The 22947-nt window shown below is 73.2% G+C and carries 20 protein-coding genes and 1 riboswitch; of the genes, 9 read left to right on the top strand and 11 right to left on the bottom strand.

Annotation, left to right across the window (positions count from 1 at the left end; translation table 11 throughout):
* The first annotated feature begins 4 nt into the window (after positions 1–4).
* Together GB864_RS06330 and GB864_RS06325 are read left to right on the top strand one after the other, a co-directional pair.
* Positions 5–238, top strand: a complete 234-nt coding sequence (locus tag GB864_RS06330) for a hypothetical protein (RefSeq protein ID WP_160423500.1) — start codon at positions 5–7, stop codon at positions 236–238.
* Positions 239–376: 138 nt separating this feature from the next.
* On the top strand, positions 377–799 hold the full coding sequence (locus GB864_RS06325; RefSeq protein WP_160423499.1) for a hypothetical protein: 423 nt from the start codon (positions 377–379) through the stop codon (positions 797–799).
* Between the two features lie 36 nt (positions 800–835).
* Here GB864_RS06325 and GB864_RS06320 read toward each other — a convergent pair whose 3' ends face one another.
* Positions 836–2770, bottom strand: coding sequence for a DEAD/DEAH box helicase (locus GB864_RS06320; protein ID WP_160423498.1), 1935 nt, complete (start codon positions 2768–2770; stop codon positions 836–838).
* 35 nt (positions 2771–2805) lie between these two features.
* On the bottom strand, positions 2806–4152 hold the full coding sequence (locus GB864_RS06315) for a serine hydrolase domain-containing protein (RefSeq protein WP_160423497.1): 1347 nt from the start codon (positions 4150–4152) through the stop codon (positions 2806–2808).
* 152 nt (positions 4153–4304) lie between these two features.
* On the opposite strand from GB864_RS06315, the gene GB864_RS06310 reads away from it, so the two are divergent.
* The 4 genes from GB864_RS06310 (at position 4305) to GB864_RS06295 (ending at position 8560) form a co-directional block, all read left to right on the top strand.
* Positions 4305–4778, top strand: coding sequence for a MarR family winged helix-turn-helix transcriptional regulator (locus tag GB864_RS06310; protein WP_160423496.1), 474 nt, complete (start codon positions 4305–4307; stop codon positions 4776–4778).
* A 53-nt stretch (positions 4779–4831) separates the two neighbouring features.
* On the top strand, positions 4832–5692 hold the full coding sequence (locus GB864_RS06305) for a 3-hydroxyacyl-CoA dehydrogenase (RefSeq protein ID WP_160423495.1): 861 nt from the start codon (positions 4832–4834) through the stop codon (positions 5690–5692).
* A gap of 133 nt (positions 5693–5825) precedes the next feature.
* Positions 5826–6698 carry an Fpg/Nei family DNA glycosylase gene (locus tag GB864_RS06300; protein WP_160423494.1) on the top strand — a complete coding sequence of 291 codons (873 nt, stop codon included), beginning with the start codon at positions 5826–5828 and terminating at the stop codon, positions 6696–6698.
* Between the two features lie 170 nt (positions 6699–6868).
* Positions 6869–8560: a substrate-binding domain-containing protein gene (locus GB864_RS06295; protein WP_160423493.1), complete on the top strand. Its 1692-nt coding sequence runs from the start codon at positions 6869–6871 to the stop codon at positions 8558–8560.
* Positions 8561–8975: 415 nt separating this feature from the next.
* On the opposite strand, the gene GB864_RS06290 is transcribed toward GB864_RS06295, so the two are convergent.
* On the bottom strand, positions 8976–10457 hold the full coding sequence (locus GB864_RS06290; protein WP_160423492.1) for a DHA2 family efflux MFS transporter permease subunit: 1482 nt from the start codon (positions 10455–10457) through the stop codon (positions 8976–8978).
* A gap of 216 nt (positions 10458–10673) precedes the next feature.
* Between GB864_RS06290 and GB864_RS06285 the strand changes: the two genes are divergently transcribed.
* Positions 10674–12350 carry a substrate-binding domain-containing protein gene (locus GB864_RS06285; protein WP_160423491.1) on the top strand — a complete coding sequence of 559 codons (1677 nt, stop codon included), beginning with the start codon at positions 10674–10676 and terminating at the stop codon, positions 12348–12350.
* Positions 12351–12418: 68 nt separating this feature from the next.
* Here GB864_RS06285 and GB864_RS06280 read toward each other — a convergent pair whose 3' ends face one another.
* Genes GB864_RS06280 through GB864_RS06255 form a run of 6 tightly spaced genes read right to left on the bottom strand, consistent with a single transcriptional unit; the run spans position 12419 to position 18465 of the window.
* Positions 12419–12568, bottom strand: coding sequence for a hypothetical protein (locus GB864_RS06280; protein ID WP_160423490.1), 150 nt, complete (start codon positions 12566–12568; stop codon positions 12419–12421).
* The gene (locus GB864_RS06275; protein WP_160423489.1) at positions 12565–13710 is read right to left on the bottom strand and encodes a cysteine desulfurase family protein; all 1146 of its coding nucleotides are present in this window, start codon (positions 13708–13710) and stop codon (positions 12565–12567) included. The genes GB864_RS06280 and GB864_RS06275 overlap by 4 nt, the downstream gene beginning before the upstream one ends.
* Entirely contained in the window at positions 13707–14576 is an 870-nt protein-coding gene (gene nadC / locus GB864_RS06270; RefSeq protein ID WP_160423488.1) for a carboxylating nicotinate-nucleotide diphosphorylase, read from the bottom strand. The genes GB864_RS06275 and nadC overlap by 4 nt, the downstream gene beginning before the upstream one ends.
* Positions 14573–16291 carry an L-aspartate oxidase gene (nadB, locus tag GB864_RS06265; protein WP_160423487.1) on the bottom strand — a complete coding sequence of 573 codons (1719 nt, stop codon included), beginning with the start codon at positions 16289–16291 and terminating at the stop codon, positions 14573–14575. Before nadB ends, nadC begins: the two co-directional genes overlap by 4 nt.
* Position 16292: 1 nt before the next feature.
* A complete protein-coding gene (nadA, locus tag GB864_RS06260) occupies positions 16293–17636 on the bottom strand; it encodes a quinolinate synthase NadA (RefSeq protein WP_160423486.1) in 1344 nt (447 codons plus the stop codon).
* 43 nt (positions 17637–17679) lie between these two features.
* Complete coding sequence (locus GB864_RS06255; RefSeq protein WP_160423485.1) at positions 17680–18465, bottom strand: NUDIX hydrolase; 786 nt, start codon at positions 18463–18465, stop codon at positions 17680–17682.
* 125 nt (positions 18466–18590) lie between these two features.
* Here GB864_RS06255 and GB864_RS06250 point away from each other — a divergent pair, with 125 nt between their 5' ends.
* The gene (locus tag GB864_RS06250; RefSeq protein ID WP_160423484.1) at positions 18591–19028 is read left to right on the top strand and encodes a DUF1294 domain-containing protein; all 438 of its coding nucleotides are present in this window, start codon (positions 18591–18593) and stop codon (positions 19026–19028) included.
* 15 nt (positions 19029–19043) lie between these two features.
* On the opposite strand, the gene GB864_RS06245 is transcribed toward GB864_RS06250, so the two are convergent.
* Positions 19044–19646, bottom strand: a complete 603-nt coding sequence (locus GB864_RS06245; protein ID WP_160423483.1) for a TetR family transcriptional regulator — start codon at positions 19644–19646, stop codon at positions 19044–19046.
* Between the two features lie 55 nt (positions 19647–19701).
* Complete coding sequence (locus tag GB864_RS06240; RefSeq protein WP_160423482.1) at positions 19702–21159, bottom strand: amidohydrolase; 1458 nt, start codon at positions 21157–21159, stop codon at positions 19702–19704.
* Positions 21160–21492: 333 nt separating this feature from the next.
* Positions 21493–21587, top strand: a riboswitch (glycine riboswitch).
* Between the two features lie 196 nt (positions 21588–21783).
* Here GB864_RS06240 and gcvT point away from each other — a divergent pair.
* Entirely contained in the window at positions 21784–22938 is a 1155-nt protein-coding gene (gene gcvT / locus GB864_RS06235; protein ID WP_160423517.1) for a glycine cleavage system aminomethyltransferase GcvT, read from the top strand.
* Positions 22939–22947 lie beyond the last annotated feature (9 nt).

The raw sequence follows: 22947 nt of genomic DNA, 5'->3' as shown, positions 1-22947 counted from the left end.
CCGGGTGGAACCCGGCCTGATCTTCGCGCTCGTCTGGGCCGTGCTCGCCCTCTTCGTCGGCGGCCTGCTCGTCGTCCGGCGCAACTGGCTCGCGGCGACCATCAAGGCCGAGCGCGAGGCGCCGGGCATGCGGCCCGGGCTGCGCAGCCCGAAGGCGGGGATGTTCCTCGCGATCGGACTCGTGTTCCTCGCGATGGGCGTGTTCATCTTCGTCTGGCTGCTCGTCGCCGCGTTCTGAGCGCCGGGTGCGGGCGGCCCGGATGGCCGCGGGAAGCGCGATCGGACCGACGCGCCGAGCGCGGGTGACACGTGTTGTCCGGGGTGCCGGGTAACGTCGTGATCTTCGGCCGAGGCCGGAGTTCCGAAAGGATCCGACATGGGACCCGAGACCCGAGCCGATTCCGCCGCACCGATCGACCCCATCCTCGCGGCCGTCCGGGAGACGCCCGTCCGCCGCCCGGTCGGGTCGGCTCAGCACGCCGACGCGCTCGTCGCCGACCTGTCCCTCCTCGACCTGCGGCTGTCCGTGCTGCTCGGCCGCTTCGAGCACTTCACGCGTCGCCCGGAGCCCGCGCACCGGGCGTGGGTCGACGACACGCGCCGTCGGATGCACTCCCTCACGGTGCGCGCACGCGCCCTCCGCTCGACGGGGCGGCTGGGCGAGCGCGACGCCGACCGCGCCCGTACCGCGCTCGGCCTGCTCGAGCACCACATCGGGCGCCTCGAGGGCGAGCGCGCCGCGCCCGCCGGACGCCGGACGGCCCCCGTCGCGCCGAAGCGCGCCGAGGGCCGTCAGTAGTGCGGGTCGGCCGGAACCGCGGTTCCGGCCGGCGGCTCAGTGCCGCGGCTTGCGGTACGGGCGCTCGCCCGAGTCCTCGCGCGGGCCGCGGTCGTCGCGGTCGTAGCCGCGCCCGCCCCGGTCGTCGCGCGAGCCGCGGTCGTTGCCGTAGCGGTCGCCGCCGCCGCGTCCGCCGCGGTCGTAGCCGCCGCGTCCGCCCCGGTCATTGCCGTAGCGGTCGCCGCCGCGTCCGCCGCGGTCGCCGCCGCGCGAGGGGCCGCCGCGGTCCGGGCGCAGGTCGATGAGCTGGCCCGAGATGCGGGTGCCGGCGAGGCGGTCGAAGACGTCGCCGGGCAGGTCGCTCGGCAGCTCGACGAGCGAGAAGTCCTGGCGGATGTCGATCTGGCCGAAGTCGTCGCGGCCGAGGCCGCCCTCGTTCGCGAGCGCTCCCACGATCTGGCCCGGCTGCACGCGCTGGCGACGGCCCACGGCGATGCGGTAGGTCGTCATGCCCTCGCGGCGCGGCTTGCCGCGGCCGCCCGAGCGGTCGTCCTGGCCCCGGTCGTCGCGCTGCTGGCGGTCGCCGCGGTCGCGGTCGAAACGGTCCTGCCGACGCTCGGCCTCGGGGTCGAGCAGCAGCGGCTCCTCGCCCTGCGCGAGCACGGCGAGGGCGGCGGCGACATCCGTCTCGGGCACGTCGTGGTGCGAGACGTAGTGGGCGATGATGTCGCGGAACCGGCTGATGCGGTCGGTCTGCTCGAGCGCCGCCGTGATGCCGTCGTCGAAGCGCGTGAGGCGCGTGGCGTTGACCTCGTCGACGCTCGGCAGCTGCATCTGCGTGAGCGGCTGACGGGTGGCCTTCTCGATCGCGTTGAGCAGGCGGCGCTCGCGGGGCGTGACGAAGCTGATCGCGTCGCCCGTGCGGCCGGCGCGGCCCGTGCGGCCGATGCGGTGCACGTACGACTCGGTGTCGATCGGGATGTCGTAGTTGACGACGTGGCTGATGCGGTCGACGTCGAGGCCGCGGGCGGCCACGTCGGTGGCGACGAGGATGTCGAGCTTGCCGTTCTTCAGCGACTCGACGGTGCGCTCGCGCTGCGCCTGGGCGACGTCGCCCGAGATGGCGGCCGCGGAGTAGCCGCGGGCGCGCAGCTTCTCGGCGAGCGATTCGGTCTCGCTCTTGGTGCGGACGAAGACGATCATCGCCTCGAACGTCTCGACCTCGAAGATGCGGGTCAGGGCGTCGACCTTTTGCGCGTACGAGGTGATGAGGTAGCGCTGCGAGATGTTCGCCGAGGTCGTGGTCTTCGCCTTGACCGAGATCTGCTCGGGGTCGGTGAGGTACTGGCCGGCGAGGCGCCGGATGGTCGAGGGCATAGTCGCCGAGAAGAGCGCGACCTGCTTGTCGTCGGGGGTGTCGGCGAGGATCGTCTCGACGTCCTCGGCGAAGCCCATCTTCAGCATCTCGTCGGCCTCGTCGAGCACGAGGAAGCGCAGCGACGAGAGGTCGAGCACGCCCTTGTCGAGGTGGTCGATGACGCGGCCGGGGGTGCCCACGACGATGTCGACGCCGCGGCGGAGCGCCGCGAGCTGGGGGCCGTAGCCGGTGCCGCCGTAGACGGGCAGCACGTGCACGTCGGGCAGGTGCGCCGCGTAGCGCTCGAACGCCTCGCAGACCTGGAGCGCGAGCTCGCGGGTCGGGGCGAGCACGAGGGCCTGCGGGGTGCGGCCGCGCTCGCCGGAGAGGTCGAGGCGCGAGAGGATCGGCAGCGCGAACGCGGCCGTCTTGCCGGTGCCGGTCTGCGCCGTGCCGAGCACGTCGCGGCCGGCCAGCAGCGGCGGGATGGTGGCGGCCTGGATGGCCGAGGGGGTTTCGTACCCGACGTCCTGCAGTGCGCGGAGCACGGCGTCGTCGAGCCCGAGGTCTGCGAATGCGGGGGTGCCTGCCGGTTCGCTCGGCAGATCAGGGGCGTTTTCTTCGACGTTGCTCACCCGCCAACGTTACCGGTCCTGCCTGTACGACCGCCTTACGGGGTTTCGGACGTCCCCTGCTCGGCGAGGGGGACGAACTCGTGGCCCATCGTCTCGGAGAGCGCGACGAAGATCCGCATGGCCGCGGTGCGGCACGGCAGGTCCGCGTCGTTCTCGAGCGGAGCCCCGATCTCGGTGCAGTCGCCGGTGCCGAGATCGGTGTTCGTCTGCACGGCCACGGTCGTGTCGGTCGTCGTGTCGTAGTAGACGCTCGTGCTGTAGCCGGCGATACTGCCGTCGGCGCCGATCCAGCCGTCCATGCAGGTCAGGCCGAGCGCCTGCGCGTCGCCGTCGGGGAAGGCCAGGCGCGCGATCGCGTGGTCGCGGTCGAGCACTCCCTGCCCGGTGCCCGCGGCGCGACCCCAGTCGAGCAGATCGCCGATCTCGCCCACCAGCGCACCGGACGCGAACGCCCACGACGGATTCCAGCTCGTGGCGTCGCTCGGCGACTCGGGGGTCGCCGCGTCGCCCTGCCACGTCGCCCCGGACGCGTCGGGGGCGGGGAGCTCCGGCGAGTCGCCGGGCCAGCTCGTCTGCTCGAGGCCGAGGGGCCCGAGGATGCCCGTGCCGTACAGCGTGCCGACGTCGGTGCCGGTGGCGGCCTCGAGCACGACGCCCAGCAGGACGGCGTCGGTCGGGGAGCCGGTGGCCTCCGCGCCCGGTGCGGCGACGCTCGGCTCGGCGAAGGCGGCGTCGAGGAGCTGCTGCGGCGTGAAGACCGTCCGAGGGTCGGCGTCGCGGGCCGCGGCGAGGTCGGTGCCGCGCGAGTAGTCCGCAAGGCCGGAGGTGCCGTCGGCGAGCTGCCGCAGGGTGATCGACTCGCCGTTCGGGACTCCCGGGACGTACGTACTCACCGGGTCGTCGAGCGCGAGCACGCCCTGCTGCTCGAGCTGCAGGAGGAGGGTCGTCGTGAAGGCCGTCGTCACCGAGCCGAGGCGGGTGTGCGTGCCGACCGTCATGGGGATGCCGAACGCGGGGTCCGCGAGCCCGAACGCGGCGGTCCAGGTGCCGTCGGGGGTGCGCACCCCGACGACCGCCCCGTCCGCGGCGGTGTCGGCGAGGGCGTCCTGCACGGTGCCGTCGAGCTGCGCGGCGATGCCCGTGTCGAGGGGATTCAGGGTCGCGGGGCCGACGGGTCGATCGGCGACCGCGACGGGGTCCTCGACGCACGGCTCGGGCGTCTCGACGGCGGTCTCGGTCGCAGGCGGCTCGCTCGGTGCGGGCTCGACGGGGGTGCTGCAGCCCGCGAGCCCGCTCGCGAGCCCGCAGGCGAGGACGAGCGCGAGGATGCCCGACGGCGACGTGGACCGCGTTCGATCCGCGTTCGCGTCGTCGCGAGCCATCGTGGCCGCCTTCCCGGGTGTCCGTGCTCGGGGCGCGTGCGCGCCGCCGGGACCATCTTGGCCCCGAGGCCGCCGATGGCCCAAGCGGCGGGCCGTCGGAGCGGCCCGCGACGTCGGTTGCACGATGCAACAGTGAGGTTTACAGTTGCAGAATGCAACGGGAAGGCGAGCACGCCGAAATCGCACGGGAGACCGACGCGCGGAGCATCCTGCACTCGCTCATCGTCGTGTCCCGGCGCGGCGTCGCCGACGCACGGCGGGTCCGGTCCTCGCTGAGCGTCGTCGACCAGTCCCTCCTCACCCACCTCGTCGACCACCCCGGCACCCGCGCCGTCGACCTCGCCGCCGCCTTCCGGCTGAACCGCTCCACCGTCAGCCGCCAGGTCGGCGGACTCGTGGCGCTCGGGCTCGTGCGCGAGGCCGACGCCGAGGGCCGCGGCCGTCCGCTCGAGCTCACCCCGGCCGGCCGGCGCGAGTACGACGCCGCCATCGCGCTGCTCCAGGCCGACGTGGCCGCCCAGCTCGACGGCTGGACCGACGAGGAGGTCGCGCGCTTCGCCGCCGACCTCGATCGCTTCGAGGCCGCCGGCCGGCCGCCCGCAGAACCGCTCGGCGAACCCGAGTGACCGTTCGCCGGGCCCGACCCGAGCCCGGCGTCATCCGCAGAGAAAGACAGAACATGTCGCAGTTCCACCAGATCACCGTGCTCGGCACGGGCGTCCTCGGCTCGCAGATCGCCTTCCAGACCGCCTACTCCGGGTTCCCCGTCGTCGCCTACGACATCAGCGACGAGGCGCTCGAAGCCGCGACGGCCAGGTTCGCCAAGCTCGCCGACATCTACCGGGCCCAGGTCCCCGGTGCGGCCGACGGCGCGGCCGATGCCGCGATCGCCCGCATCCGCCTGAGCGCCGACCTCGCCGACGCCGTCCGGGACGCCGACCTCGTCATCGAGGCCGTGCCCGAGTCGCTCGAGGTCAAGCGCGCGACGTACGCGAAGCTCGCCGACGTCGCACCGGCGAAAACCGTCTTCGCCACCAACTCCTCGACCCTGCTGCCGTCCGCGATCGCCGACTGGACGGGCCGGCCCGAGCAGTTCCTCGCCCTGCACTTCGCCAACGAGATCTGGATCCACAACACGGGCGAGATCATGGGCCACCCGGGCACCGACCCGGCCGTGTTCGCCGCGGTCTCGGCGTTCGCCGCCGAGATCGGCATGGTCCCCATCGAGATCCGCAAGGAGCAGCCGGGCTACCTGCTGAACTCCCTCCTCGTGCCGCTCCTCGACGCGGCGGGGCAGCTCTACGCCGACGGCATCGCGGAGCCCGAGGCCGTCGACGCCGCCTGGCGCATCGGCACCGGCGCCCCGGCCGGCCCGTTCCAGATCTTCGACGTCGTCGGGCTCACGACCGCCTACAACGTGTCGATCGCGAACCCGAATCCGAAGGCGCAGGCGTTCGCGAAGCTGCTGAAGGAGCGCTTCATCGACCAGGGCAAGCTCGGCGTCGCCACGGGCGAGGGCTTCTACTCCTACGCGGCCTGATCGACCCGATCCGCACGCCCCGGCGCCGCCCCGACCTGCTCGGGGCGGCGCCGCGCAGTTCCGCCTCCGATTCCCGACGGTGTCGGCCGTCGGTGCCAGGATGCCCGTGAGCCCAAGCACGGGGGAGGCGCGCATGCCCGAACTGCCCGAGGTCGCCGCGCTCGCCGAGTACCTCGGCGAGCGCGCGAGCGGCCGCGTGATCGAGCGGGTCGACGTCGCGGAGATCGCCGCCCTCAAGACCTACGACCCGCCCGTCGGCGCGCTCGTCGGCCGCACCGTCGTCGGCGCCGGGCGCCGCGGCAAGTTCCTCGGCCTCGACCTCTCGACCCCCGGGGATCCGCTGCACCTCGTCGTGCACCTGGCGCGAGCAGGCTGGCTGCGCTGGGCCGAAACCCAGCCGACCGCTCCGGTCCGTCCCGGCCGCTCGCCGATCGCGCTCCGCGTGCGCCTCGACGACGGCAGCGGCTTCGACCTCGTCGAGTACGGCTCGAAGAAGTCGCTCGGCGTGTGGGTCGTGCGCCGCCTCGAAGACGTGCCGCGCATCGCCGAGCTCGGTCCCGACCCGTCCGCGCCGGAGTTCGGCGAGGCAGAGTTCGCGGGCATCCTGTCGGGGCGGCGGCACCGCATCAAGGGCGTGCTCCGTGATCAGCGCGTGCTCGCCGGCATCGGCAACGCCTACTCCGACGAGATCCTCCACGCCGCGCGGATGTCGCCGGACGCGATCGCGGGCGACCTCGCGCCGGAGGACGTCGCCCGGCTCTACGCCGCCATGCGCGAGACCCTCGAGTCCGCTCGGCGCGAGGCATCCGGCAAGCCCGCCGCCGAACTCAAGGACGCCAAGCGGCGCGGGATGCGCGTGCACGGCCGCACGGGCGAGGCCTGCCCGGTGTGCGGCGACGAAGTGCGCCGCGTCGTCTTCGCCGATTCCGAGTTCCAGTACTGCCCGACCTGCCAGACCGGCGGCACGGTGCTCGCCGACCGATTGCGCTCGCGCCTCGTGAAATGACGGGATGGGCGTCACGAACGGAGTCGGATTTCGGATTCCGCGACATCGGTTCGCGGATGCGGCGGAACGTTTGTACTATGTGGCAAATCCTTCCCCCCTCGGGGGGTTCCCGAGAAGGATTCGGCGGTGCTGCTCCTGCATGGCGCCCCCGGGTCGCCATGGAGTGAACGATGGGGCGCCACAGCTCGAATCCGGCCGCGCGGTCGATGCCGAAGATCGTCATGCCGCTCGTCGCGTCGGCGGCAGCCATCGCGCTCATCGCCGGCGGCGGCGCGTTCGTGGTCAAGTCCGGCGTCTTCGCCGCGATCGGCGAGCAGGCCGCTGTGGGCGGCGGCGGCGAATGCGCCGACGGCCGCACCGAGCTCTCGGTGATCGCCGCGCCCTCCATCGCCGGCGTGCTCGACGACATCGCGTCCGCCTACGACGAGGCCGGGTGCACCGACACCGAGGTCACCGCGCAGGGCTCCGCCGACACCGCGGCGGTCTTCGCCGCCGGCGGCGAGGTCCCGGCCGACGTCTGGGTGCCCGACGGCAGCGTCTGGGTCGACCGCATGAACTCCATCGCCACGTCGCTCGGTCGCGACGCCGTCGCCGTCGAGGTCGGATCCCCGGTCGCCTCCTCGCCGGTGGTGTTCGCGGCGCCGGCCGCCCGCGCGGGCGACTTCGGCGACGTCTCCCTCTCCTGGGCCTCGGTGCTCGGCGCCGATCTCCCCGCGCTCCTGCCCGACCCGGAGTCGTCCGCGGCGAGCCTCGCCGGCCTCACCGCACTCTCGGCGCACACCGACCAGAGCGACCCGCGACCCTTCAACGCCGCGATGATCGCGCTCGGCAAGTCGATCCCGGCCTCGCCCGAGGCCGCATTCGGCAGCGTCTTCGCCGCCGCCGAGCCCACCGTCGCCATCGCGAGCGAACAGGAAGTCGTCGAGTTCAACGGCGACGAGAACACCGACCAGCTCGTCGCCGTGTTCCCGACCGACGGCACCGTGTCGGTGTCCTACCCGTTCGTCCGCGTCGGCGACGTCGCCGCCGACGGCGACCGTGCCGCGGCCGTCAGCGGTCTCGAGCAGGCGCTGCGCGGAGCGGCCGATCGGCTCACCGAAGCCGGCTTCCGCGACGGCGAGGGCAACGGCGTCGTCTCCGCCCCCGGCGTCCTTGCCACCTCGAAGCCCGCTCCCGCCGTCGAGGACGGCGCCGCGCAGCTCGGCATCCTGCGCGCCTGGGGCGTGCTGACACTGCGCTCCCGCCTCCTCGCCGTCATCGACGTGTCCGGCTCGATGGAGGAGCCCGCCTCAAACGGCTTGCGCCGCATCGACGTGTTCCAGCAGGCCGCCATGGGGGCCGTGTCGAAGTTCTCGGGCGAGGTCGAGCTCGGCGTGTGGCTCTTCTCCACGGGCCGCAACGGCGACCTCGACTACGAAGACGTCGTGCCGATCGCGCCGCTCGCCGACTCGGCGCACACCCAGCAGATCGGCGCCCTCGTGCAGTCGCTGCCCAGCCGGCTCGGCGGCGGCACCGGGCTCTACGACACGACCTACGCCGCCGTGCAGCGGGTGCGCGAGAGCTACGACCCGACCAAGATCAACGCCGTGCTGCTCATCACCGACGGCAAGAACGAAGACGACACCGACGGGCTCTCCCTCGAGCAGCTCCTCGCCGACCTCCAGCAGTTGCAGGCCGACGACCCCACCAAACAGGTGCCCGTCATCATGATCGGGTTCGGCCCCGACACCGACATGGACGCCATGACGCAGATCGCCAAGTCGACCGGCGGCGCCGCCTACCTCGCCGAGCAGCCCGAAGACCTCGGCACCGTGCTCGTCGACGCACTCTCGCAGCGGACCTGCCGGCCCGACTGCGGATAGACCGCCGCCCCGGCGCGGGCGGCACCGAGCCCGTACGGGGACCGAGCGACAACGGCGTCGCTCGGCCCCCGTACGGTTTTGTCTACGCGGAAGGCGGGCTCCGCCCGCCCCGCGTTCGGGCGCGCCGCGGGCGCGACCGGATTCGTGGCGCGGCCCGTCGGGAGGGTCGGAACGAAGCCGCCGGTCGCGTCGCGGCGGAGCAGAACCGCTGGTCGAGTAGCGGCGGAGCCGCGTCTCGAGACCTCGCGACCCGCTGACCGCTGGTCGGGTAGCGGCGGAGCCGCGTATCGAGACCCCGCGACCCGCTGACCGCTGGTCGAGTAGCGGCGGAGCCGCGTCTCGAGACCTCGCGACCCGCTGACCGCTGGTCGAGTAGCGGCGGAGCCGCGCATCGAGACCTCGCGACTCCCGCCGATCAGTGGCCGCCGTGGAAGCCCTCCGGGGCGTCCGCCGGCTTGCGCACGAAGAACGCTCCGGCGACCGCGCCGAGGGAGATGATCGCGCCGATGAGGAACGCCGCCTGGACGCCCGCGGCGACGTCCGCGGCATCCGCGACCGACGCCGACCCCATCGAGGCCGCCTGGGCGGTCGCCGCGATCGTCACGAACAGCGCCGTTCCCGCCGCACCCGCCACCTGCTGCACGGTGCCGACCGTCGCCGACGCGTGCGAGTAGAGCGGCGGGGCGACCGAGCCGAGGGCCGAGGTGAACAGCGGGGTGAACGACAGCGCGAGACCGGCGCTCAGCACGAGATGCGCGCCGAGGATCACCCAGACCGGCGTGGCCGGCCCGACGAGCGTGAGCCCCCACAGGGTGGCGCTCACGAGCGCGGTGCCGGGCACGAGCAGCGGCGCGGCGCCGACGCGGTCGTAGAGGCGGCCGACGACCGGCGCGATGAGGCCCATGAGCAGGCCGCCGGGCAGCAGCAGCAGTCCGGTCGCGAGCGGGTCGAGCCCGAGCACTTGCTGCAGGTAGACCGGCAGCAGGATGATCGTGCCGAACAGCGCCATCATCATGATCGCCATCACGACGAGCGACACGGCGAAGTTGCCCGAACGGAACGTGCGGAGGTCGAGCAGCGCGCGCTCCGAGCGCTGCAGTCGCAGCTGGCGCCACACGAAGGTGCCGAGCGCGAGCACGCCCACGGTGAGCGAGATGATCAGCATCGACGGATCGTGCGAGGCGGCTTCGCCGATGAGGGTGAGGCCGAAGACGAGCCCGCCGAACCCGAACGCCGCGAGCACGACCGACAACGGGTCGATCGGGGTCGGCTTGGGGTCGTTGACGTTCTCGACCTTGCGGATGCCGATGACGAGCATCGCGAGCGCGATCGGCAGCACGAACCAGAACATGAACCGCCACGACAGGAAGTTCAGGATGAGGCCGGAGAGCGTCGGCCCGATCGCGGGGGCGACCGAGATGACGGTCGAGACGCGTCCCATGAAGCGGCCGCGCTCGGCGGGCGGCACGAGCTCCATGAGGGTCGTCATGAGCAGCGGCATCATGATCGCTGTGCCGCTGGCCTGCACGACGCGTGCGGCGAGCAGCACCTCGAAGCCGGGCGCGAGGGCCGCGAGCAGCGTGCCCGCCGAGAACAGGGACATCGCCGCGATGAAGATCGGACGCGTCGGGAAGCGCTGCAGCAGGTAGCCGGTGATCGGGATGACGATGGCCATCGTCAGCATGAAGCCGGTCGTCAGCCATTGCGCGGCGGCGAGGTCGATGCCGAGGTCGATCTGGAGGTGCGGGATCGCGACGCCCATGATCGTCTCGTTGAGGATGACGACGAAGGCGGCTGCGAGCAGCAGCCAGATCACGCGTCGTTCGGCAGGGCCGACGGTCCGGGTCGCGGGCAGCGATCCGGTGTCTGGGCGGAGGTCGGCGGCGGATTCGGTCACGTGTCGTCCCGTCGGTTCGGAGTCGGAAATGCAGCGGCCGCCGGCTCCGGCGACTCCTCCCGCAACCCATCGGTCCGGAGCGCTATTCCCCAAGCGTCCGGAACCGGTGCGATTCGTTTGTATCCTGATGCACGACCTTCCCCCGTCCGGGGGTTCCCGAGAAGGTTCGACGGCGCGGTCCCGTGCGCCGTCGGTCCGCCATGGAGTTGAGCGAGCGTGGGGCGTCACAGCGTCAAGCCCGCGGCGAAGCCGCGTCCGAAGTTCCTCGTCCCCGTCGTCGCCATCGTCGTGGCGTTCGGGCTGATCGCCGGCGGCGGCTACGTCGTCGCGACATCCGGCATCCTCGATGCGACCGCGTCCACCGCGCAGGAGCCCGGCTGCGCCGATCCCGTCGCGATCGACGTCGTCGCCTCCGCGTCGATCGCGGACGTGGTCGAGAGCATCGCCGCCGACTTCGATGAGACCGGCTGCACCGAGACGAGCGTCGCGTCGCAGAGCCCGGCCGACACGGCCGCGGTGCTCGCCTCGGGCGGCCAGATCGCCGCCGACGTCTGGATCCCGGACGGCGAGGTCTGGGTCGACCGCATGTACTCGGTCAGCTCCTCGCTCGGCCGAGCCGCCCCTCGCGTCGACGTCGACAAGCCCGTCGCCTCGACGCCCGTCATCTTCGCGACGCCGGCGGCGCGCGCGGGCGACTTCGGCGACTCGCTGTCCTGGACGAGCATCCTCGACGCCGGCGTCGCGGCCGTGCTGCCCGACCCCGAGGGCTCATCGGCGAGCCTCGCCGGGCTCGCGGCGCTCTCGGATGCCGACGGCGGCGACCAGCGCCGGCTCAACGCCGCCCTCATCGAGCTCGGCAAAGCGATCCCCGCCTCGACGGAAGCCGCGTTCGGCTCGATCGTCGCGGCCCCCAAGCCGACGGTCGCGATCGCGAGCGAGCACGACGTCGTCGAGTTCAACCGCGCCGAGACCGGCGACCAGCTCGCGGCCGTCTTCCCCAAGGACGGCACGGTCTCGGTCGGCTACCCGTTCGTGCGCGTCGGCAACCTGTCCGCGGAGGACGGCCTGACCGACGCCGTCAACGCGTTCGAGGCGGCGCTGCGCGATGCCGCCGACGTGTTCACCGAGGCGGGCTTCCGCGACGGCAAGGGCGAGGGCGTCGTCACGGCGCCCGGCATCGTCGCGACCGCGAGTCCCGCTCCGTCCGCCGACGACGCGCAGAACCAGCTCAAACTCCTGCGCACGTGGGGCGTCTTGACGCTCCGCACCCGCCTCCTCGCCGTCATCGACGTGTCCGGCTCGATGGAGGAACCCGCCTCGAACGGCCTGCGCCGCATCGACGTGTTCCAGCAGGCGGCCATGGGCGCCGTGTCGAAGTTCTCCGGCGAGATGGAGCTGGGCGTGTGGATCTTCTCGTCGGGCCGCAACGGCGACCTCGACTACGAGGACCTGCTGCCGATCGAGCCGCTCGCGGACGCCGCCCACACCCAGCAGATCGCGGGCGTCATCCAGTCGCTGCCCGGCCGTCTCGGCGGCGGAACGGCCCTCTACGACTCCACCTTCGCCGCCGTCAAGCGCGTCCGCGAGACGTACGACGCCGACAAGATCAACGCCGTGCTCCTCATCACGGACGGCAAGAACGAGGACGACACCGAGGGGCTCTCGCTCGACCAGCTCCTCGCGAACCTCGAGCAGCTCCAGCAGGAGGCGCCCGAGCAGCAGGTGCCGGTCATCATGATCGGCTTCGGTCCCGACACCGACCTGGACGCGATGACGAAGATCGCGAAGGTCACCGGTGGTGCCGCGTACTCGGCGGAGAAGCCGGAAGACCTCGGCACCGTGCTGGTGGACGCGCTGACGCAGCGCACCTGCCGACCGGACTGCGAGGGCTGAGCCCGAATGCGAACGGGCCGGTCTCCCTCGGGAGACCGGCCCGTTCGCGTCTCGGCGCGTCCTCGTGCTCAGGGTGCGGGCGCGGGGCCGTCGGTGCGTTGGCCCTCGGGCAGCCAGTTCCCGGCCCTCCGGTCGGTCTCGGCCGCTTCGCGTTCGGCTTCGCGGTCGCCGAGCTCGTCGGCGGTCGACTCGTCTTCGAAATCCTGCTCGTCGCTCATTTCGTCACGATACCGCCGACGGCCGCGACGGCGTCGAGCATTGCGGACGCCGCCGCCGCGAGCTCCTCGGCGTTCGCGGTGCGGCCGAAGGCGAAGCGCACGGCGGTCTGGGCGAGCGGGGCATCCACGCCCATGGCGGTGAGCACGTGGCTCGGCTCGTCGCGCCCGGCCGCGCAGGCCGAGCCGCTCGAGGCGATGACGCCGCGTCGCTCCAGCTCGAGCAGCACGGATTCGCCGGAGACGCCCGCGAGCGTGAACGAGGCGAGGTTCGGCAGTCGGTCGACGGGGTCGCCGGTGAGGCGGGCGTCGGGCAGGCCGGCGAGGATGCGACGGACGAAGCCGTCGCGCAGTGCGGCGATGCGCTCGACGAGGCCCGCCCGCTCCTCCTCGGCGAGGCGGAGCGCGGTCGCGAGGGCGACGGCGCCCGCGACGTTCTCGGTGCCGGAGCGCCGCCCGCGCTCCTGACCGCCGCCGTGCAGGACGGGCTCGAGGGGGAGCCGGCCGCGCACGGCGAGCACGCCCATGCCCTTCGGCGCGCCGACCTTGTGGCCGGAGAGGCTGAGGGCGTCCACGCCGAGCGAATCGAGGCCGAGCGGCAGCCAGCCGGCGGCCTGCACGGCGTCGGTGTGCACGAGCGCGCCGGCCTCGTGGGCGAGTCGGGCGAGGTCGGCGATCGGCTGCACCGTGCCGACCTCGTTGTTGGCGTAGTGGAGGCTCACGAGCGCGGTGTCGGGGCGCAGCGCAGCGGCGAGGGCGTCGGGCGCGACGCGGCCGAATCCGTCGACCACGGCCTCCGAGACGGCGAACCCGTGGAGCCGTGCGAGCGCGTCGGCCGACTCCAGCACGGCCTCGTGCTCGATCGGGGAGACCACGACGTGCCGTCCGCGCGGGGTGCCGAGCGCGAGGCCCTTCACCGCGAGGTTGTCGGCCTCCGTGCCGCCGGAGGTGAAGACCACGTCGCCCGGCCGCACGCCGAGGACCTCGGCGACCGAGGCGCGGGCGTCGGCGAGGGCGTGGGCCGCCCGGTCGCCGATGCCGTGCACGCTCGACGGGTTGCCGAACTCGCCCGTGAGGTACGGCCACATCGCCTCGATCGCCTCCCGGCGGACGGGGGACGTGGCGGCGTGGTCGAGGTAGATCATCGCGCCGGGGCATCCAGTTCGAGGTCGAGCCCGAGATCGAGCGCTCGTGCCGAGTGGGTGAGCGCGCCGACCGAGACGACGTCGACGCCGGACGCGGCGATCGCGGCGACGGTGTCGAGGTTCACGCCGCCCGAGGCCTCGACGACGGCGCGCCCGGCGATGAGCTCGACGCCGGCCGCGAGCTCGGCCGTGGTGAAGTTGTCGAGCATGATCGTGCCGACGACGCCCGAGTCGAGCACGGCCGGCAGTTGGTCGAGACGGTCGACCTCGACCTCGAGGTGCGCGGTGTGGGGCATCCGGTCGCGGAGCGCGCGCAGGGCGTCGGCGAGGTCGAGTCCGCCGGCCGTGAGCACGGCGAGGTGGTTGTCCTTCGCCATGACCGCGTCGGAGAGCGAGCGGCGGTGGTTGCGGCCGCCGCCGTCGCGCACGGCCTGCCGTTCGAGCGAGCGGAGTCCGGGCGTCGTCTTGCGGGTGTCGACGATGCGCGCGCGCGTGCCGGCCGCGGCGTCGACGTAGCGCCGGGTGAGCGTCGCGATGCCGCTCATGCGCTGCACGAGGTTCAGGGCGACGCGCTCGCCCGTCAGGATGCCTCGCGCCGGCCCCCGCACGACCGCGAGCGTCTGCCCGGCGTCGAACGCGTCGCTGTCCGCGATGAGCGCCTCGACCTCGATGCGCGGGTCGGTGAGGCGGAACGCCGTCGCGAACACGTCGGCGCCCGAGTAGACGCCCGCCTCACGGGCGACGAGGGCGGCCTCGGCGCGCGCGTCCGCGGGGATGAGCAGTTCGGCGGTGAGGTCGCCCCAGGGCGCGTCCTCGTCGAGGAAGGTCCCGACGAGACGGTCGAGTTCGCGCTGGGACGGGTTCATGCGGCCTCCTCGACCGGTTGGAGTGCCGCGGCGTGCTCGTCGTCGCTGCGGTAATGCGCGCCGACCGATTCGGTGCGGGCGAGGGCGGCCCGCACGGTCGCGAGGCCGAGTTCGAGCAGGTTGCGGTCCTCGAACCCCTCTCGCGAGTGGGTAGGCATCGCGGGTCGGGAGGGCGTGGCACCCGCAGGAACTACCCACTCGGAGGGGAGGTCGGCGCTCCACGCCTCGAGCTGCGCGAGTGCGGCCGTCAGACCGTCGGCGTCGCGGACGAGGCCGACGTGCTCGTGCATGAGCGCCTGCAGCGCGCTCCGCGAGAAGGGTCGGTCGAGTAGGCCAGCCCCCCGTCGGTCGAGTAGACCCGCCCCCCGTCGGTCGAGTAGGCCCGCCAGGGCCGTATCGAGACCTCGTGCGTCGGTCTCGAGACGCGGCTCCGCCGCTCGTCGACCAGCGGAGGTCGCCCCACGTCGGTCGAGTAGGCCCGCCAGGGCCGTATCGAGACCTGGTGCGTCGGTCTCGATACGCGGCTGCGCCGCTCCTCGACCAGCGTGGGCGAGACCCGGGGCGTCGAGCCCCTCCACCGCCCGAGCGGCGAAGACCGCGGCCTCCAGCAGCGAGTTCGACGCGAGGCGGTTGGCGCCGTGCACGCCGGTGCGGGCGACCTCGCCGACCGCCGAGAGCCCCGGGATGCCCGTTCGGGCGAGGTCGTCGACGACGACGCCGCCCATGGCGTAGTGCGCGGCCGGGGCGGCGGGGATCGGCGAGGCCGCCCAGTCGAATCCGTGCTCGCGCACGATGCGGTCGATGCCCGGGAAGCGGCGTGCGAGGAACTCGGCGCCGAGCGCGGTGGCGTCCAGCAGCACGGGACGGCCGCCTTGGCGGAGCATGGCACGGTGCACGCCGCGCGCGACGACGTCGCGGGGTGCGAGCTCGCCGCGCGGGTCGTCGTCGAGCAGGAACCGGTGCCCGGACTCGTCGACGAGGATCGCGCCCTCGCCGCGCACGGCCTCGCTGATGAGCGGCGCGCCCTCGACGGCGAGCGCCGTCGGGTGGAACTGCGTGAACTCGAGGTCGGCCACGGCCGCGCCCGCGCGCAGCGCGGCGGCGACGCCGTCGCCCGTGGCGACCGCGGGGCTCGTCGTTCGGCCGTAGAGCTGCCCCCAGCCGCCCGTGGCGAGCACCACCGCGTCGGCGTCGAGGTCGACGAGGTCGTCGTCGATCAGCATCCGCGCCCCCACGGCCCGGCCGCCCGCGAGGCGCAGGTCGACGAGCATCGCCCGCTCGACCACTTCGATGCCGCGCGAGCGCACGGCGGCGAGCAGCGCATCCTCGACGGCGCGGCCGGTCGAGTCGCCGCCGGCGTGCAGGATGCGCGGCCGCGAGTGCGCGGCCTCGAGCCCCCGGGCCATGCCCGAGGCGTCCCGGTCGAACGGTACGCCGTGGCGGATGAGCTCGCGGACGGCTGCCGGCCCCTCCTCGCACAGCACCCGCACGGCGTGGGCGTCGGAGAGCCCCGCGCCCGCGGCCAGGGTGTCGTCGATGTGGCGCTGCACCGAGTCGCCGGGGAAGACGGCCGCGGCGATGCCGCCCTGGGCGAGGGCGGTCGAACCGGCGTCCGCGGCGGCCTTCGTCACGACGCGCACGTCGTGGCCGGCGTCGTGCGCGCCGATCGCGGTCGCGAGCCCGGCGAGGCCCGAGCCGATCACGAGCACCCGCATGTCAGGCTCCGATGAGCGGCACCGGCGCGCCCGCGGGGGCGGCCGGCGGCTTGGCGGCGAGCATCCGCTCGAGGGCGACCTTCGCGTGCTCGGTCGTCGCGTCATCCACCTGGATGCGGTTGACGACGCGGCCCGCGACGAGCTCCTCGAGCACCCACGCGAGGTAGCCGGGGTGGATGCGGTACATCGTCGAGCACGGGCACACCACCGGGTCGAGGCAGAAGATCGTGTGCTCCGGGTGCTCGGCGGCCAGGCGCTGCACGAGGTTGATCTCGGTGCCGATCGCGAAGGTCGTGCCTGCGGGCGCGGCCGCGATCGCCTTGACGATGTAGTCGGTCGACCCGGCCCCGTCGGCCGCGTCGACGACGGGCATCGGGCACTCGGGGTGCACGATGACGCGCACGCCGGGGTGCTCGGCGCGGGCGCGCTCGATCTGGTCGACGGTGAAGCGCTTGTGCACCGAGCAGAAGCCGTGCCAGAGGATGACGCGGGCGTCGACGAGCCCGTCGGCGTCGTTGCCGCCGAGGGGCTTGCGCGGGTTCCACATCGGCATCAGGTCGAGGGGCACGCCCATGGCCTTCGCGGTGTTGCGGCCGAGGTGCTGGTCGGGGAAGAACAGCACGCGCTGGCCGCGCTCGAACGCCCACTCGAGCACGGTCTGCGCGTTCGAGGAGGTGCAGACGATGCCGCCGTGCCGTCCGCAGAACGCCTTGAGGGCCGCCGACGAGTTCATGTACGTCACCGGGATGACCGGGACGCGGCCGTCCGCGTCGGGCTCGGTGCCGTAGAGGGCTTCGAGCTGCTCCCAGCACTCCTCGACCGAGTCGAGGTCGGCCATGTCGGCCATCGAGCAGCCGGCGGCGAGGTTCGGGAGGATGACCGCCTGGTCGGCGCCCGAGAGCATGTCGGCCGTCTCGGCCATGAAGTGCACGCCGCAGAAGACGATCGCCTCGGCCTGCGGGTTCGCCTTGGCCGCGTTCGCGAGCTGGAACGAGTCGCCGACGTAGTCGGCGTGGGCCACGACCTCGTCGCGCTGGTAGAAGTGGCCCATCACGACGACGCGGTCGCCGAGGGTCGCCTTGGCGGCACGGATGCGCTCGTGCAGGTCGTCGTCGGATGCTGTGCGGTACGCCTCGGGGAGCGCGCCCTGGCGGGGCGAGCCGACCGGGATGACGTCGCCCATCGACGAGCCCGGGCCGTAGCCGGGCGCGCCGGCGTCGAAGTCCCACGGGCCGGCAGCGAGGTCGGGCGTGCAGGTCTCGCCGGACGCCTTGCCGGTCGTGATGAGCCGGATGCTGCGGTCGACGCTCGCGGCGAGGCGCACGTCGGTGTCGGTGATGGTCATGGGGACTCCTCGGAGATGGGACAGAGGTTCGCGTCGGAGCGGTTCAGGACCGGCGCAGGTGCGGTGCGATGGGCACGCGGACGAACCCGCCCGGCCCGGCGTCGGCCGGGTGGACGGGACGGTAGAGCTTCGGCGGGCGGTGCGGGGTGCCGGTGCGCAGCTCGCCGGTGTCGACGACGGCGCCCGAGCTCTCCACGGCGCGGCGGAAGTTGGCGGGATCGAGGGGGCGCTGCAGCACGATCTCGTAGACCTCGCGGAGTTCGGCGAGGGTGAACGTGGGCTCGAGGAAGGCGTGCGCGATCTGCGAGTAGCCGAGCTTCGTGCGCAGGCGCCCGAGGGCGTACTCGATGATCGTGTCGTGGTCGAAGGCGAGGCCGCGCGTGCGGTCCGGGTCGAACCAGCGCACGTTCGGGTCGTCGATCGCGTCGCTCGTCTCCTCGGGGCGCACGAGCGCCCAGTACACGACCGACACGACGCGCTCGTCGGGGGAGCGGCCGGGATCGCCGAAGGTGAAGAGCTGCTCGAGGTAGGCGGGGCGCACGCCCGTCGTCTCCTCCAGCGTGCGGGCGGCGGCGGCCTCGAGCGACTCCTCGGGGTCGAGCCAGCCGCCGGGGAGCGCCCAGCGGCCCTCGCCGGGTTCGCGGAGGCGTCGCACGAGCGGCATCCAGAGCGTGCGGCCGAGGCTGCTGCTCTCGCCGGTCGAGTAGGCGCGGAGCGCCGTATCCAGACCCCCCGCCCAGAACTCCTCCGGGCTCACGCCGGGCTCGAGCGCGAAGATCACGGTGGACACCGCGACGCGGATCCCGCGTGGATCGCCGCCTGCGTTCATGCCCCCGCCCCTTCGTTCGCGGTTCACGGACCGGACTTCAAGTCAGTCCGACACTAAGCCGGGCCGAGCTTACAGTCAACCTGACCCGAACGCGAACCGAGGCCGGATGCCCGTACCCTTGCGGCATGCCCGCACCGGTCCGCGCCGTCCCGAAGCGCCGAGCACGCTCCCGTCGCGTCGACGCCGCGCCGCTCGTCGGCCTCGCCGTGTTCGCGGTCGCGCTCGCCGCGGGCATCCTCGCCTTCGGCGTGCCGGGGTGGGTCGCCGCGGTCATGGCCGCGCTGAGCATCCTGGCGTTCGCGGTCTACTGGTTCGACAAGCGCGCCGCGATCGCCGGGCGGCGTCGCGTCCCCGAGGTGCGCCTGCACGTGCTCGGCGTGCTCGGCGGCTGGCCGGGCGCGATCCTCGCCCAGCAGCTGTTCCGGCACAAGACCCGCAAGGCCGAGTTCGTCGCCGTGTTCCGCCTCACGGTCGTCCTGAACCTGCTCGTCGTCGTCGCGATCGCGCTCCCGCAGGTGCGCGAGTGGTTCGGCGACCTCGTCGCCGCGGCAGCGGGCTTCTGATCAGACGTCGCGGCCTCAGTCGCGGAAGTCGGGCGGCGCGATGGTGATGAACGCGTGGGCCAAGTCGTCGACGCTGCGCCCGCCGTCGTCGGCGAGCCACCAGGCGAGCACGGCGATCACGCCGCCGGCGACGTAGCGCGCGGTGACCTCGGGGTCGGCATGGAGGGCTGGGCGCGTGGCGAGCGTCTCGAGGCTCGAGGCGATGATGCCCTCGCTCAGCGCCCGGGTGAACTCACCGCCGGCGATGAGCAGCACGCCGAAGGTCGAACGGCGCGCGGCGAGGAAGCCTGCGAGGTCGGCGTAGACCCCCTCGTTGACGGCGGTCTTCGATGCGCCCGCAGCGATGGCGTCGCGTGCGAGGTCGACGATCTCCCCGGTGTGCGCGGCGAGGGCGGTCGCCGCGAGGGCGTCGACGCCGGTGAAGTGCGCGTAGAACGACGACCGCGTGACTCCGGCGGCCTCGACGACGGCCGTGACAGTGATCTCGGCGATCGGCCGCTCGTCCAGGAGCCGGCCGAAGGCGGCGACGAGCTTCTCGCGGGTGCGCAGCACCCGGGTGTCGGTGCTGTCGACGCGGCGTGTGCGCAGGGAGTCCTGCTTCGACTCGGCATCGGTCACGGCAGTTCCTCCGAAGTGCTGCGGCGAGGCGGGATCGCCCCGCCGCAGCATCCTGTCAGGCCGGGCGGTACCCGGGGCGCAGCGACGGCACGACGACGCCCTCCGGGATCGGCTTGTCGTACGGGGTGACGGCGACGGTCGACTCGAACTCGGCGCGCGCCTCGGCGAGCAGGTCCGCGTCCGTGAAGAGGTCGAGTGCCGTGGCCGCCATGACCTTCGCGCCGTGGATCATGCCCTTGTGCGCCGCGGGGGTCTTGCCCTGCGCGACGTTCTGCCACGAGTGGCCCGGGGTGCCGATGATCGCGGTGCAGGCGGCCACCTGCACGGTCGGCGTGCTCCAGCTCACGTCGCCGACGTCGGTCGAGCCGGTCATCTGCGGACGGAAGGCCTTCGGCGGCAACGGGAGCACGCCCGTGAGGTACGGCTCGCCCTCGGCGGGCAGGCCGAGCATCGCTCGCTGACCGGCCGCAGCGCCGTCCGGCAGGCCGGCGGAGAGGATGCGGCCGTAGGCCTGGTCGGCGTCGTCGAACGGGACCCCGCCGAGCTCCTCGAGGTGCGAGTGCATCCTCGCCTCGAGGACGAAGTTCGGCAGCACCTCGGCGCACGCACCGTCGAACTCGACCTCGAGCTCGGTCTCGGTCATGAGCGCGGCGCCCTCGGCGATCTTGACGACGCGCTCGTAGAGGGCGCGCATCTTCGCCACGGTGGGGGAGCGCACGATGTAGTACAGCTCGGCGTTCGACTGCACGACGTTCGCTGAGGGGCCGCCGGCGTCGGTGAAGGCGTAGTGCACGCGGTCGGTGTCCTCGATGTGCTCGCGCAGGAAGTTGACGCCGACGTTCATGAGTTCGGCGGCGTCGAGCGCGCTGCGGCCGTGGTGCGGGTCGGCGCCGGCGTGCGCGGCGATGCCGCGGAAGCGGAAGTACGCCTGCGTGTAGGCGAGGGTCTTCCACTGCGAGGCGGAGGACAGCGAGGCCGGGTGGTTGGTGACGGCCGCGTCGACATCGGCGAACGCGCCGCCGGCGACCATGAAGGTCTTGCCGGCCGCGCCCTCCTCGGCAGGGCAGCCGTAGTAGCGCACGGTGCCGGGCAGGCCGGCCGACTCGAGGGCCTGCGCGGTCGAGACGGCGGCGAGCAGCGAACCCGAGCCGAGCAGGTTGTGGTGGCATCCGTGGCCGGCACCGCCGGTGTTGCCGGGGTCGGGCTCGCGCACGGTCGAGCCGGCGGCCTGGCTGAGCCCGTCGAGCGCGTCGTACTCGCCGAGGAAGGCGATGACGGGGGAGCCGGAGCCCCACTCGGCGGAGAAGGCGGTGGGCACGCCTCCGGAGTCGCGGACGATGCGCCCGCCGAACTCCTCGGCGGCGGCGATCTGCTTGGCCATGGAGGCGTGCTCCTCCCAGCGGAGCTCCGGTTCGGCCCAGATCTCGTCGCTGAGGCGGGTGAATCGGGGGGCGATCCCGTCGACGATCGGGGTGACCGTGGCGATCGGCGTCGCCGTCTGCGTGCTGCTCATCTCGCTTCTCTCGTTCGGACGCGCCCGGCGTCGTCGGGAGACGGTCGCGGTGCGGCCGTCGGCGGGACGGGCGGAGTCGGTGCCTCCATGATGGACACTGTCCGATTTCGACGAAAGGCACGGTCCATTACGGACGCGTAACGCTTCGGCGACTCGGTCCACGGGCCACGGCGGGCCGGTCGAGGGTGCGGATCCCGACTGCAGCGCTCGGGACGGTCTCGGCCCGGGTCGACGCCTTCGTCGCGGCGCATCCGCTCGAGGAGGGCGCGGTCGCGCGATCCTCTCCGGCCGCCCTCGGGTAGGCTGGGCCTCCACAACCGCATATCGGGCCACCGACGCGTCGCGGGAGAGCCGGCTGCCATGTGCATCCGGCACCGAAGGAGCAAGCCTCCCCGCCAATCTCTCAGGTTCTGTACCGCGATGACGAGGCCGTCTCTGAAAAGCGCCCCGGCGCATCCTCGATCTCGATTCGCGACGACTCCGTCGCCGCACTCGACCAGCGGATGCGGCGGAGCCGCCGAAGGTGAAAGCACCGCACTCCGGGTGGAGGGCGGCGCGAAACTCTCAGGCCGATGACAGAGGGGGAGTTCCCAGCGAGGCCGTCGCCTCGCGGATTCCTTCGCGATCCCTGGAGAACTCGTGTCCCAACGTGTCAGTCCCCTCGAGCCCGTGCACCGCGCCCTCGGCGCCTCCTTCACCGACTTCGGCGGCTGGGAGATGCCCGTCCGCTACGGCAGCGACCTCGCCGAGCACCAGGCCGTGCGCGAGCGCGCCGGCATCTTCGACATCTCGCACATGGCCGAGTTCGCCGTCGGCGGCCTCGACGCCGGGGCGTTCCTCGACTACGCCCTCGCGGGCAAGGTCTCGACGCTGCCGTTGTCGAAGGCGAAGTACTCGATGATCCTCGCCGCGGACGGCGGCATCCTCGACGACCTCATCGTCTACAAGAACCACCCGGCGGAGTTCCTCGTCGTCGCCAACGCGGGCAACCGCGACGTCGTCGCGGCCGCCCTCGCGGAGCGCGCCGCCGGCTTCGACGTGCACGTGACCGACCGCACCGACGAGATCGCGCTCATCGCGGTGCAGGGGCCGCGCGCCCTCGAGATCCTCGAGTCCACCGAGGGACTGCACGCGGACGAGCTGCTCGCGATGGGCCACACGCTCGAGTCCCTGCCGTACTACGCGTGCATGGGCATGCTCTACGAGGGCGCCGCGATCCTCGTCGCCCGCACCGGCTACACCGGCGAGGACGGCTTCGAGCTCTACGTCGACCGCCGCGACGCCGTGAACCTCTGGAACGCCCTCACCGCCGCCGGCGAAGCGTTCGGGCTCGCCCCGGCGGGCCTCGCCGCCCGCGACACGCTCCGCCTCGAGGCGGGGATGCCGCTCTACGGGCACGAGCTCGGCACGGGCATCCTGCCGGTGCAGGCCGGTCTCGGCCGCATCGTCCCGCTCGCGACGAAGGGCGACTTCGTCGGCCGCGCGGGCATCGAGGCCGGTCCGGCCGAGGGGGCGCGCGTGCTCGTCGGCCTCGCCGCCGAGGGCCGCCGCGCCGCCCGCGCCGGTTATGCCGTCTTCGCCGAGGGCGCCGCGGCCGACGCCGAGCCCGTCGGCGAGGTGACCTCGGGCGCGCTCTCGCCGACCCTCGGCCACCCGATCGCGATGGCGTTCGTGGCGCCCGAGTCGGCCGAGCCGGGCACCGCGCTCGAGCTCGACGTGCGCGGCACCCGCATCCCGGCGCACGTCGTCGCCCTCCCGTTCTACTCCCGCGCCAAGTGACGCAGCACC

It is taken from the genome of Agromyces seonyuensis, from assembly GCF_009789225.1.
GTDB lineage: Bacteria > Actinomycetota > Actinomycetes > Actinomycetales > Microbacteriaceae > Agromyces > Agromyces seonyuensis.
This window is presented reverse-complemented; position numbering and strand designations above follow the sequence as displayed.